The organism is Blautia sp. St.27G3 (assembly GCF_059728505.1).
In genome coordinates this window covers 247,926-261,309 of the sequence record NZ_BAAGFO010000003.1, presented here as the reverse complement: position 1 = coordinate 261,309, position 13,384 = coordinate 247,926, and the positions used below count along the sequence as shown (strand labels likewise).

The window sequence follows — 13,384 nt, the reverse complement described above, 5'->3', positions numbered from 1 at the left end:
CAGCCTTTCTACAGAACTGTCTCGTTCTGTTTTATATGGGAGCGTCCCAAAGTTTGTGCAAAACTTATGCCATTGTAATTATAAATTCTGATAGAAGAAATGGAGCGATCATATGCTTTCTGCTGAAACACAAAAGATGTATGTATCTATTTTAAAAGAAGAGCTGATACAGGCAACGGGTTGTACTGAGCCAATAGCGATTGCCTATGCAGCTGCACGATTAAGAAGCATTTTAGGAAAAGAGCCTGAAAGAATTCGTGTGGAAGTGTCTGGAAACATTATAAAAAATGTTAAAAGTGTTATTGTACCAAATACAGGTGGACTGAAAGGGATATCAGCAGCTATTGCGGCTGGAATAATAGCTGGTGACGCATCCAAAATGTTACAGGTAATATCTTATGTTCCGGAAAAATTACATACCCAGATAGCTTCATATGCTGAAAATACCCCAATAGAAATTGTGTGTGCAGATACTCCCTATTTATTAGATATCTGTCTTATTGGGTGGAGGGACGGGCATTATGCGAAAGTGAATATTGTGAATAATCACAGTAATATTGTACTAGAAGAAAAAGACGGAACAGTACTGTTAGAAAAGGAAATCAGTAATTCCGCAGAAGACAGCCTTACAGATAAAAGTGTATTGAATGTGAAAGATATCCTGGAATTTGCAAATAAAGCAGATCTTAGTGAAGTAATACCATTATTGGAACAACAGATATCCTGCAATCTCGCGATAGCTGAAGAAGGACTGAAAAACAATTGGGGAGCTAATATTGGTTCTGTATTATTAAAGGAATATCCGCAGGAAATAAAAACAGAAGCAAAAGCATGGGCAGCGGCCGCAAGCGATGCCAGAATGAGTGGTTGTGAGTTGCCAGTTGTAATAGTATCGGGTTCTGGAAATCAGGGAATTACAGCTTCTGTGCCTGTGATCAGGTATGCGATGAAGCTTGGCGTTTCACGTGAGAAACTGTATCGGGCGTTACTGGTGAGCGATCTTGTTACCATACATCAAAAGAGCGGTATTGGACGTTTATCAGCATACTGCGGAGCCGTTAGTGCAGGCAGTGGAGCTGGGGCAGGAATCGCATATCTTTTGGACGGAAGTTATGAGGCAATTGCACACACAATTGTAAACGCAGTAGCAATCATTAGCGGAACAATCTGTGATGGTGCAAAACCTTCCTGTGCAGCTAAAATTGCGGCAAGTGTGGATGCTGGAATTCTTGGATATGATATGTACCGGAACCAGCAGGAATTTAAAGGCGGCGATGGAATTGTTACCAAAGGCGTTGAAAATACTATTGCCAATATCGGTGCATTAGCTCAGGAAGGTATGCGTCAGACTGATAAAACGATATTGTCTATAATGACAGAAAAACTTAAGAAATAGGCACTTGAAAATCCAGCAGAATAAGGGTAAACTGCGAAAATAAAACCAGTATACAAAAATCGGTGGGCTGCTTGTCCTGGCATTTCCAATTCTTTTGCTGATCGGGGTAGTATCGCTGTTCTGTTTCAGAAAACCGTGGTAAATCATAACAACAGTTTCAGAAAGAAGGATTGATTGGAGATTATTTTACAAATAAAACATCTGCAGGTATGATAAATGCAATGAATAAGAATTCTATTAATAAGAAAGGGCTTGGCATTGTAAAAATAGTTGGTAACTACATGGAAAAAATGAAATAGAAGTGATGGTAATATTGGAGATGAATATTGATAATGACTAACATATAATCAGAGACGTAATATTAAGATTTTGTGATATATTGGTGGCGTTTGTGGGAAAGAAGTAATACCGTTGAAACTATTGTGTTGATACAAAAGAAAACGTAACTTACAGTATATTGGAAAAGCTCAAGGTAAAAATAAGGCGAAGTTGCAAGGTTTCCTTCCGCTATTTAACGTTTATTATAAAACAGTCTGTTATAGAGCAGGCTGTTTTTATTATGCGAAAATAGGAGGAATTTAGATGGCTAAGGAGTATGGATATGTCCGGGTATCAAGCACCGACCAGAATGAGGATAGGCAGATGAATGCGTTACAGGAGAAGGGGATTTTAAATAAGAATATTTATATGGACAAGGTATCCGGAAAAGATTTTAACAGGCCAGAGTATAAAAAATTAGTTAAAAAGTTACAAGCAGGAGATATATTGTATATTCTAAGTATTGATCGTTTGGGGAGAAATTATGAAGAGATTCAAACACAGTGGAGGCTTCTTACAAAAGAAATAGGGATTGATATTTGTGTGATTGATATGCCATTGTTGAATACGCGGAATGGAAAAGATCTGATGGGAACATTTATTGCGGATCTGGTACTTCAGATTCTTTCCTTTGTGGCTCAAAATGAGCGGGAAACGATCCGAAAACGGCAGGCTCAGGGCATAGCTGCTGCAAAAGCAAAGGGGGTTCATTTAGGCAGGCCGGTGAAAAAAGCTCCGGATGGTTTCACAGAACTTATAAAGTTATGGGAAAAAAAGAAAATATCTCTTAAAGATGTTCTTGTACAGTGTGATATGTCAGAATCAACTTTCTATCGAAGAATCAGAGAACATAGAATTGTATCAGACAAAAGAAAGTAACTCTCAAAAGGTGTACCTTTTGATTAATTCTTAATATTTCAAAAATTAGGTAAAAATATATAATTTTAAAATAATTGTATTGTGAAATTCATTGATTTTTATATATCTGTATGCTAAGATAATGTTTGGAAAAGTAACTTTCAAAAAGTACACTTTTTGAAAAAGATATAGTATAGACCAATTACGAAACGGGTAGAAAAGCTGAGAAAGTTTCTAAGTTATAATATTATATAGAGACAGAAATGAAAAAAGATACTATGCCACTTATAAATGATTTTTGGCACAAGATAGCAAAACTTCTGCATAAAAATATTTAATGCTAATGCGCGTATAAGCGCAAGATTTTTGATTGTATGCTCAGCGGCAATCGCTTCTTTGCCTTAAGCGATCGGAGCGGTAGCATACGGACATCATGGTAAGGCGCTGTATGAAGTATTCAAATACATCGGTGTCTGCCCAGATGAGATCGGTTACAATCATCCCCGAAGCATGTACCGTATCGTACGGAGAATCCATTTGCATAAAAATCAGGAAATGGGGCTGTTATGCACAGAGCTGTATACCTGCTCTTTTCTTACAAAAATAACATGACTATGACGGTAACATCCTATCGGTTTTCAGTAAAAAATAAAAAGAATCTGTGAGTGAGTATGAAAAGACGTAGACGGAAGAAATATGCAGTGTACCTTGCACTGGCCGGATTAGCCGCCGCTATTATTCTGACAATAGTAGGGGGAAGTTATTATATTCGGTTTGTCGGAAACAAGGAGTGGAGGAAGCTGCACAGTACCAGAGAATGCAAGCGATATTATGTGATGATTCCGGACGATTCAGAATCCGTTTTATGGCAGGACATTTATAAAAGTGCCAAAGAAGAGGCGGAAAAGCACGATGTCTATGTCGAACTCTTGTGTGACTGGCGCGCTGAGGATTATAGCACGCTTTCTTACATGGATATTGCAAAAACATCAAAAGTGGACGGGATTATTGTAAAGCCGGATGGCACTTTCAAAATGACAGAGGCCATTGATAAGGCGAATGAGGCAGGCATCCCGGTTGTTACGATTTTGAATGATGATACGGCAAGCAGCCGGAAAAGTTTTGTGGGCGTAAACAGCTATCAGATGGGAACCACGTATGGCCGCCAGGCGCTGGAATATATTGATGCCTCCACCAAAATCATAACCATTCTTATGGACAGCCGAGAAAGCGGAAAAGAGCTGATTTTCAAAGAAATAAAGGCTACAATACAGGCAGGATTGCCGGCAGCGCTGAAGGAGCAGGTACAGATCCAGTTAAAGACAATTAAGGCAACCAGTACGTTCGAGGCGGAGGAAGTGATCAGGGATCTCTTTGTGCGTCCCGAGGAGCGTCCGGATATTTTTATTTGTATGAACGAGGTGTACAGTGAATGCGCCTGCCATGCGATTGTAGATTACAATCGAGTGGGTGATATTGCAATAATCGGCTCCTATCGTTCAGAGGTGATGTTGAATGCCCTGAGAAAGGGGACGGTGATGACTGCTGTTGCGCTGGATACGGAGCAGATGGGGCAGTGCAGTATTGAAGCGTTGGAAGAATACTACAGTATGGGACACACGAACAATTATTTTAGTGTTGGCCTGGACATTATTACCAGTGAAAATGTGGACCAGTACAAAAAGAAGAGCGACCAGGAGTGAGCGCAGGTGGGAAAAAGAAAAAAACAAGGGCTGTTTTGGCGGCTTTCAATCCAGACAAAGCTGATTATGACATTTGCGCTCACAGCGGTACTGATGTTTGTTATCAATATTATCCTTTATGGCGAGGTCAACCATTCCATGCGGTCGCTGGATGAAGTGTATGCCACCAACGTAAGCCTGAATGCCCTGGCTGAATGTCTGGAAGAAATTCACGGAAATATTCTGGAATATCTGAATACAAAGAGCAGCGATTCACTGGAGGATTACTATCGGAAGGTGCAGTCATACCAGGAGATGCTGACAAACTTTAATGACAAAACCGTGGATAATGAAATGAAAATTCTGGAGAGGAATATCTGCAAGATGTCAGAAAACTATCTAGTGCTGGCAGAGGAGACCATTCAGGCAAAGCGCGGCCGGAATGTAGAACGTTATAAAGCAGCTTTTGCCGAGGGCTCCAGAAAATATCAGTATATCCAGGATGCAGTTTATAATTTGAACAGTATGCAGTTCCAGAGAAATTCGACGAATTACCAGATGTTGCTGGAATCGCTTGGCTATACGGAAGTTTTAAGCTCAGGGATCGTGGTTATAGTGGCTGTTATCAACATTTTGATTCTGATTTTGTTACTGCGTACCATCACGGAACCGCTTCGCATGCTGGCTGTATCGGCAAACGAGGTTGCACGTGGAAACTTCGATATTACTCTGCCGGATTATGACAGCGGCGATGAACTGGGGGTCGTAACGCGGGCGTTTTCCAAGATGATTGACAGTCTTCGGGAATATCTTGCAAAACTGCGGGACAGCATGGAAAAAGAGCAAGAACTGAAAAAACGGGAGTTCCGTATGGAAACCTATCTGAAGGATGCGCAGCTGAAATACCTACAGGCTCAGATTAACCCTCATTTTCTGTTTAATTCGCTGAACGCGGGTGCTCAGCTTGCAATGCTGGAGGATGCGGAAAAAACAAGTATTTTTCTTGTAAAAATGGCTGATTTCTTTCGTTGTAATGTACGCAAAGCGGAAAAGACGGCAACCCTGCTGGATGAGCTTAAGTCAGTAGACAATTATGTCTATATATTGAATGTCCGGTTTGCAGGCGAGATCGGGTACGAAAAGGAAATTGCCCCGGGTGTGGACGAAGTACAGCTTCCGAGTATGATCCTGCAGCCGATTGTGGAAAATGCGGTGAATCATGGAATCCGCGATGTGGAATGGGCCGGGCATATCCAGCTTATTGTCCGGCATATATCGGAAGGACTGGTAATCAGTGTGAAGGACAACGGGCAGGGAATGACGCAGGAACGAATCCGGGAGGTTCTGGAGGGAAGAGTGCATGAAAATGAGGAACAGAAGGATTCTACCGGAATCGGAATGGATAATGTAATAAACCGTCTGGAACTGTTTTTTGGCATAAAAGGCCTGCTGCAGATTTACAGCGAGGGAATCGGAAAAGGAACCGAGATACGGATCATGATTCCGGAGAAGGCTCTGGTCATGCAGCAGCAGGCAAAGGAAGCGCAGGAGTGGGAAAAGATGCAGGGGCAGGACGGAGTTTTACCGTGACAGGTATGAGGTGTGAGATGTACAGAATTTTGATTGCAGATGATGAAGGAATTATGCTGGAAGCCCTGAAGAGTATTATTATAAGCAATTTTGGAAATCAGTGTGAACTGGCATTTGCAAAAACAGGGCGCGCGGTGGTGGAGCTGGCAGAGAGCTTTCGCCCGGATATTGCGTTCATGGATATTCAGATGCCTGGAATCAATGGGATACAGGCTATTAAAGAAATAAGAAAGTTTCATATTTCGACAAAGTTCATTATTATCACGGCATATGACAAATTCGACTATGCGAAAGAAGCCATTAATCTTGGGGTAATCGAATATCTGACCAAGCCGGTGAAAAAGAGTGTTGTGGTGGAAGCTCTGGAACATGTGATGAAACAGATTTCAGAGGAGCGCCAGAAGCGCAGTGATAACCTCAGAATACAGGAACAGCTCGAAACCGTCATACCGATTGTTGAAAATGGTCTGGTTAATAATATGATTTTGCAGGAACAGGGTGCCAGTGATATCAGTTACTATAAAATACTCCTCGATATTCGTCAGGAGTATGCGTATGTTGTTCTGATTCAGTTTGGCATTTCTGGAGAAAACGATGTTCTGACAACTCCGGTCGGAATGAGCGCACACATGCAGTCCCATTATGCGGAATGCCGTTCGATCTGCAAGGAATTTTTTCCATGTATCGCCGGACCGATCATGACCAACCGGATCGTTCTTGTTGTTCCGTGTGATGAGAGCACACAGGAGTATCGGAAACGAATTGAGATGATTGAGCAGGCGAGACATCTGACCAGGAAACTGAGCCGCCGTTTTGAAGCAAAATTCCGTGCAGGAATCGGGAAAACCTACCGAATGGAAGAGTTGAAACTTTCCTATTTAGAAGCGTATCGGGCGCTGAGCCAGAGCAACAGCAGTGTGGCGCATGTAGATGACCTGACTCTGCAAGGAGAATATACGGATGATTATCCGAAAGACATGGAACGAAGACTTTTTCAGCAGGTTACAAGAGGCGACCGGAATGGCATGCGGCAGACAGCCAATGAACTTTTCGACTGGATGATTCGTAACTATTATGATTACAGAGAAGGTATTCAGCTGAAAGTGCTGGAATTTGTTATTTGCGCGGAGCGGGAAGCATCTTTGAATGGCGGAATTGAACCGTATGGATTTCACTCCCGAAAAGATTACATGAAGATGGTGCTGGAATGCGCTGGTTATACGGCGCTTCGCGCCTGGTTTTTGCAAAAACTGGAAGATGTATGCAAAAAGGTTGCAACGAAGCAGGAAAAGCAGTCGGAAAGTATCGTCTCAAAGGCAAAGCTGTATATCAACCAGAATTTTTCAAAAGAGCTGACACTGGATGAAGTATCGAGAAATGTGAATATCAGCCCGTATTATTTCAGTAAATTGTTTAAAGAAGAGACCGGAGAAAATTTTATCGAATATCTGACGAAAATCAGAATACGGCATGCAAAGGAGCTGTTGAAAAACCCACTGCTCAGTATTAAGGAAATCTGTGTGATGTCCGGCTACAGTGATCCCAATTACTTTAGCCGTATTTTTAAGAAACAGGAGAGGGTGACACCGAGTGAATACCGGGAGAGTTTGTAATGGCTGAAAGAAAAAAAGGAAAAAGGGCCGCTTTCTTTGCCTGTGTTTTGCTTGCCAGCAGTATGCTGGGAGGCTGCGCACTGTCGGGAGAGCATGAAGAGGAAACAAAACAGTATCAGGAGGAAGGGCTTCAGGTGGGGATGAGCTTTGACTCCTTTGTGATTGAGCGCTGGCTTCGGGACCGGGATCTGTTCGAACTGACAGCCAAAAATCTCGGGGCTGCGGTGAATGTGCAGGTGGCCAATGGCGATCTGCAGGAACAGATTTCACAGATTCGTTATTTTATTAAGAAAAAGGTTGATGTGATTGTTGTGATTGCAGCAGATGGTGGAGGACTCAGCAGTGTGATTTCAGAGGCAAAAGCGCAGGGCATTCGAGTGGTTTCTTATGACCGGCTGGTGATGAATGCCAATACGGATCTGTATATTTCTTTTGATAACGAGAAGGTGGGCACACTGATGGGAGAGGCCATGGTTGAGGCGCTTCCGGAGGGCGGCAACATCTTTGCAATCTATGGCTCGCCGGCTGATTATAATGTATGGATGTTACAGAAGGGCTTTTGCGATGTGATTAATGACAGCGGTCTGAACATTATTTATTCGGCTTACTGTGAGAACTGGCTGGCAGAGCTGGCTTTTGACGCAGTCGAGAAAGGCCTTGGCAAGAGTCCGCGCAATCTGGTCGGCGTGATGTGCGGCAATGATGATCTGGCCGGCCAAGCTTTCCGGGCGCTGGCGGAGAATCGCCTGGCCGGAAAAGTCGTGCTGGTGGGGCAGGATGCAGACCTGGCGGCCTGTCAGCGTATTGTGGAAGGCACACAGACAATGACAGTCTACAAGCCGATGGAGAAGCTTGCTCAGAAAGCAGCGGAATTTGCCTGTGCGCTCGGGTATGAAAAAATGATGGAGGAAGGCCGCATCGACCGGTCAGAGGTTCCGGAGATCGCGCTGGAGCGGGAAAAAGAATTGAGGACACTCAACAAGATCAGCGACCGGGGAAGCGCTCTGGAAATCATGAAAAGACAGGCGAACGCAGAGGAAAGCAGTCCGTATGGACAGGACAGGGACGACGGCTTACAGAAGGAGGGCAATGTGCCGTACTATAGTCTGGAACCGATTGCCGTGACAAAAGAAAATATAGACGAGATGATTATTAAAAGTGATTTCCATACGCAGGAAGATGTTTATCTGAATGTAGAACGGGAATCAGAAAAGAAATAGAGTCTGTTTTGGAATACAGCTGGACAATCTTGTCGCAAAAATTTCCTGTATTTTACAGGAATTTTTTTTATGCGCTAAAAATATGAAGCTGATTGCAAACATGTCCAGATTTGTTTGTAGTAAACTAAAAATAACTTAAAAAGTGAAAACAAAAAAGGAGGAATTCAATTATGAACAAGAAAATTGTTATGATGACAGCTGTAGCGGCACTTTCCGTAGCAGCATTCGGAACAGTTGCAAGCGCTGAGGAAAAAAGTGTAATCGGTGTAGCAATGCCGACGCAGGACCTTCAGAGATGGAACCAGGACGGCGAGAACATGAAAGCTCAGCTGGAGGAAAAGGGATATACCGTAGATCTTCAGTATGCCGGAAATGATGTACAGACGCAGGTTTCTCAGGTTGAGAACATGATTGCAAACGGCGATCAGCTTCTGGTAATCGCTTCGATCGAAGGCGACTCTCTTGGAACTGTTCTTGCTCAGGCAAAAGAAGCGGGCATTCCGGTTATCGCTTATGACCGTCTGATCATGAACACAGACGCTGTTTCCTACTATGCAACATTCGACAACTATATGATTGGTAAAACACAGGGCCAGTTCATCGTAGATACACTTGATCTTGAGAATCAGGACGGACCGTTCAACCTTGAGCTGATTACAGGTGACCCGGGTGACAATAACGTGAACTTCTTCTTTGGTGGTGCTATGGATGTTCTTCAGCCGTACATCGATGCGGGCAAGCTTGTTGTTCCGTCAGGCCAGATGACAAAAGACGAAGTAGCTACAGTAAACTGGGCAACGGATGCAGCACAGGCAAGATTTGAGAATATCCTTTCTTCTAACTATGCAGATGGCACAAACCTTGATGCAGTTCTTGCATCCAACGACTCTACGGCTCTTGGTGTTATCAATGCTCTGGCAGCAAACTACACAGGCGAATATCCGATCATTACCGGTCAGGACTGTGATATTGCAAACGTTCCGCACATCGTAGACGGAACACAGGCAATGTCTGTATTCAAGGATACACGTGCTCTGGCAGCTAAGGTTGTTGAGATGGTTGACGCTGTTATGCAGGGCAACGAGGTTCCTGTTAACGATACAGAATCCTATGACAACGGAACAGGCGTTATTCCGTCATACAATTGCGATCCGACACCGGTTACCGCTGAAAATTACAAAGAGATGCTGATTGATTCCGGATATTACACAGAGGATCAGATTCAGTAAGACGGATACTGTAAAACAAAATGATACAGGCGGGCATGTCGCCCGCCTGTTGTACATGTGGGGTGCCACATGTTTATTTTATCTAGGTCTGGAGGGAGCAATTTTGGCAAAGATACTGTTGGAAATGAAAAATATTACCAAAACATTCCCTGGTGTGAAAGCGCTTGACAATGTAAATCTGAAGGTGGAAGAGGGAGAAATTCATGCACTGGTCGGCGAGAACGGTGCAGGAAAGTCCACTCTGATGAATGTACTTTCCGGCGTGTACGGATATGGTACGTACGAAGGTGATATCGTGTACGATGGGGAAGTATGTAAATTTCATGACATCAAAAACAGTGAGGAAAAGGGAATTGTTATTATTCACCAGGAGCTGGCACTGATTCCGTATATGTCGATCGGTGAAAATATGTTTTTGGGTAACGAACGTGGAAAAAAGGCTGCCATCAATTGGGATGAGACTTATGGTATGGCAGAAAAATATATGAAGCAGGTTGGCCTGTCAGAATCTGCAAGGACGCTGGTCAAGGATATTGGCGTCGGAAAGCAGCAGCTGGTAGAGATTGCGAAAGCACTGGCCAAAAATGCAAAGCTGCTGATTCTGGATGAGCCGACCTCATCTTTGAATGAGTCGGATTCCAGAGCGCTGCTTGACCTGCTGCTGAGTTTCAAAAAAGAAGGAATGACCTGTATTATCATCACACATAAGCTGAACGAAGTCTCCTATGTAGCGGACAAGATCACGGTAATCCGTGACGGTTCCACCATTGAGACGCTGGTTAAGGGAGTGGATGATTTGTCTGAAGACCGCATCATCAAGGGAATGGTTGGTCGTGAGATCGCCGACCGTTTTCCGAAACGCAAAGACAGCAAAATTGGTGATGTCAACATGGAAGTGAAGAACTGGACTGTGTACCATCCGCTTTATACGGAACGTAAGGTTGTGGATCATGTATCAATCAAGGTACATAAAGGTGAAGTGGTCGGCATATCCGGTCTGATGGGCGCGGGGCGCACTGAGCTTGCAAAGAGCGTATTCGGAAGGAGCTACGGAACGAATATCAGCGGAACGCTTCTTTTAAATGGCAAAGAGGTGCATCTGAAAAATGCGAAAGATGCAATCAGACATAAGCTTGCATATGTGACAGAGGACCGGAAAGGCGACGGATTGATTTTGGGTAATCCGATCAAGGTGAATACGACACTTGCGAATCTGGAGGCAATCAGCAGCCATTCTGTAATCGATAAGGATAAAGAATATGCTGTGGCAGTGGAATACAAAGAAAAGTTAAAAACAAAGTGTCCGACGGTAGAACAGAACGTTGGTAATTTAAGCGGTGGCAACCAGCAGAAGGTGCTGTTGGCAAAATGGATGTTTGCCGATCCGGATGTCCTGATTCTGGATGAACCGACCCGCGGTATTGATGTAGGGGCAAAGTATGAAATCTACTGTATTATCAATGATCTGGTAGCAGCAGGAAAATCTGTAATTATGATTTCTTCGGAACTTCCGGAGATTCTCGGTATGTCTGACCGGATTTATGTTATGAATGAAGGAAGGATTGCCGGCGAGCTGAAACGGGAAGAGGCTACCCAGGAAAAGATTATGTCCTGTATTCTGAAGTCAAGTAGTAAAGGAGAGTAAGCGATGGATAAGGCGAAATTAAAAGTAGGGATTCAAAAGTATACAATGATTATCGTACTGGTGCTTGTGATGCTGTTTTTTACCTGGGGTACTCAAGGAAAAATTTTACTGGCACAAAATATCACCAATCTGATCTCACAGAATGCATATGTGTTTGTGCTTGCAACCGGAATGCTGTTATGTATTCTGACGGGAGGTAATATTGACCTTTCTGTTGGTTCTGTTGTGTGTTTCGTAGGAGCAGTAGGCGGCGTTATGATGGAAAACATGAAATTGCCGGTGGGCATCGCAGTCATTTTAATGCTGCTGCTGGGCGCTGTTATCGGTGCATGGCAGGCATTCTGGATTGCATTTCTGCGTATTCCTCCTTTCATCACAACACTGTCCGGCATGCTTGTATTCCGCGGACTTTCGAATGTGGTGCTCGGAGGAAAGACGCTTCCGATTAAGTCAGAGATGTTTGTCCGGCTGTTTGGCGGAGGCGCAAACTGTTATGTACCGGATTTCCTTGGCAACGGAGAAGGGCTGAACCGTGTAGCGCTTGTATCGGGTATTCTTGCATGTATAATTTACATATTTGTTACCGTGCGCGGCCATGTGAACCGCGTGAAAAGAGGTTACGATACAGGAAACGTAGGCGCAATGTACGGAAAAATGGTTGTGATCTGCGCCGTGATTCTTGCTGTATCTTACAAGTTGGCACAGCATAAGGGAATCCCGACCTCTCTGGTATGGGTATTGATTGTTGTTCTGATTTACGGTTATATCACAAGCAAAACCACAATCGGAAGATATTTCTATGCCGTGGGTGGCAATGAGAAGGCGACAAAACTTTCCGGTATCAATACGGACAAAGTATACTTCATTGCGTATACGAACATGGGGCTTCTGGCTGCGCTTGCCGGTATGCTGACAATCGCACGTATGACGTCTGCCCAGCCGACTTACGGACAGAACTATGAAATGGATGCAATCGGCTCCTGTTTCATCGGCGGAGCTTCCGCATATGGTGGTATCGGTACTGTCCCTGGAGTTATTGTGGGTGCCGTGCTAATGGGCATTATCAACCAGGGTATGTCGATTATGGGTACCGACCAGAATATGCAGAAGGTTGTAAAGGGACTGGTTCTTCTGGCTGCGGTTATTTTTGACGTAGTATCAAAGAAGAAAAATTCATAGTCCTCAAGAAATAATTTTGAGGATGGGCTTACAAAAGTGGTTCCAAACAAAAACTCAAAAATTGGGAAATATCTGAATAATTGAAGAGCATGGAAACTGAAAAACAGGGCAGGGGCAGTGAGTAAGATCACGCCCCTGCCCTGTTTTAATAATATCAAAATAGCTTACAGCATGATCGAGGATAGAAGAAGCGTGAAGATCAGATGAATATGGAAATTTTTGTAAGATAGTATATTTTTACTGTAAAAATTTTCTGTCATTTTTCCTATGACCATCTAGTTAACAAAATTTTACAGTTAATAATAAATTTGTCTAGATATTTAGGTGTTATAATGACTACTATCCTAAATCTTAATTTCTTTTATAAAAGAGAAAGAAGACGCACAGGTACGAGTAACTTTATTATCAGTTGCTCGGTTGCTGCGCTACAATAATGGGCCCATGTAGGCAGCTGCCGCAACATCTGACAACTGGGAAGGAAGTGATGAGTAAAATATTTACTTATAGCAAACAAGCGAAACAAAGATTGATATCCACCACAGGATTTGATCAGAATTATCCCGGATCATCAATCCACACATACTTCCAAAGAAACACGCCACTTTCTGGACAGCATGCCAAAGAGACGTTTTAAATCGCTGGAAATATAAAATG

Annotated in this window: 9 protein-coding genes; all 9 read left to right on the top strand. The window is 43.4% G+C overall.

The genetic code is table 11. The features are described 5' to 3' along the window. Nucleotides 1-112 precede the first annotated feature (112 nt). Nucleotides 113-1,396, top strand: a complete 1,284-nt coding sequence (locus tag AC6I2O_RS15180; RefSeq protein WP_497743118.1) for an L-cysteine desulfidase family protein — start codon at nt 113-115, stop codon at nt 1,394-1,396. 582 nt (nt 1,397-1,978) lie between these two features. Beyond that, entirely contained in the window at nt 1,979-2,593 is a 615-nt protein-coding gene (locus AC6I2O_RS15175) for a recombinase family protein (RefSeq protein ID WP_120390837.1), read from the top strand. Nucleotides 2,594-3,243: 650 nt separating this feature from the next. Beyond that, the gene (locus AC6I2O_RS15170) at nt 3,244-4,275 is read left to right on the top strand and encodes a substrate-binding domain-containing protein (RefSeq protein ID WP_147412224.1); all 1,032 of its coding nucleotides are present in this window, start codon (nt 3,244-3,246) and stop codon (nt 4,273-4,275) included. 6 nt (nt 4,276-4,281) lie between these two features. Continuing rightward, nucleotides 4,282-5,844, top strand: coding sequence for a histidine kinase (locus AC6I2O_RS15165; RefSeq protein ID WP_497743116.1), 1,563 nt, complete (start codon nt 4,282-4,284; stop codon nt 5,842-5,844). A 17-nt stretch (nt 5,845-5,861) separates the two neighbouring features. Beyond that, the gene (locus tag AC6I2O_RS15160) at nt 5,862-7,457 is read left to right on the top strand and encodes a response regulator transcription factor (protein ID WP_120391321.1); all 1,596 of its coding nucleotides are present in this window, start codon (nt 5,862-5,864) and stop codon (nt 7,455-7,457) included. Next, nucleotides 7,457-8,677: a substrate-binding domain-containing protein gene (locus AC6I2O_RS15155; RefSeq protein ID WP_497743115.1), complete on the top strand. Its 1,221-nt coding sequence runs from the start codon at nt 7,457-7,459 to the stop codon at nt 8,675-8,677. Before AC6I2O_RS15160 ends, AC6I2O_RS15155 begins: the two co-directional genes overlap by 1 nt. A gap of 188 nt (nt 8,678-8,865) precedes the next feature. Then, entirely contained in the window at nt 8,866-9,906 is a 1,041-nt protein-coding gene (gene chvE / locus AC6I2O_RS15150) for a multiple monosaccharide ABC transporter substrate-binding protein (protein ID WP_497743345.1), read from the top strand. Nucleotides 9,907-10,009: 103 nt separating this feature from the next. Beyond that, nucleotides 10,010-11,551: a multiple monosaccharide ABC transporter ATP-binding protein gene (gene mmsA / locus AC6I2O_RS15145; RefSeq protein ID WP_120391320.1), complete on the top strand. Its 1,542-nt coding sequence runs from the start codon at nt 10,010-10,012 to the stop codon at nt 11,549-11,551. Between the two features lie 3 nt (nt 11,552-11,554). Next, nucleotides 11,555-12,730, top strand: coding sequence for a multiple monosaccharide ABC transporter permease (gene mmsB, locus AC6I2O_RS15140; RefSeq protein ID WP_497743114.1), 1,176 nt, complete (start codon nt 11,555-11,557; stop codon nt 12,728-12,730). Nucleotides 12,731-13,384 lie beyond the last annotated feature (654 nt).

Bases quoted from the DNA above. Each gene is read 5' to 3' on its own strand.
- AC6I2O_RS15155 (WP_497743115.1), top strand. From the start codon at position 7,457: ATGGCTGAAAGAAAAAAAGGAAAAAGGGCCGCTTTCTTTGCCTGTGTT.
- chvE (WP_497743345.1), top strand. From the start codon at position 8,866: ATGATGACAGCTGTAGCGGCACTTTCCGTAGCAGCATTCGGAACAGTT.
- mmsB (WP_497743114.1), top strand. From the start codon at position 11,555: ATGGATAAGGCGAAATTAAAAGTAGGGATTCAAAAGTATACAATGATT.
- AC6I2O_RS15175 (WP_120390837.1), top strand. From the start codon at position 1,979: ATGGCTAAGGAGTATGGATATGTCCGGGTATCAAGCACCGACCAGAAT.
- AC6I2O_RS15170 (WP_147412224.1), top strand. From the start codon at position 3,244: ATGAAAAGACGTAGACGGAAGAAATATGCAGTGTACCTTGCACTGGCC.
- AC6I2O_RS15160 (WP_120391321.1), top strand. From the start codon at position 5,862: ATGTACAGAATTTTGATTGCAGATGATGAAGGAATTATGCTGGAAGCC.
- AC6I2O_RS15180 (WP_497743118.1), top strand. From the start codon at position 113: ATGCTTTCTGCTGAAACACAAAAGATGTATGTATCTATTTTAAAAGAA.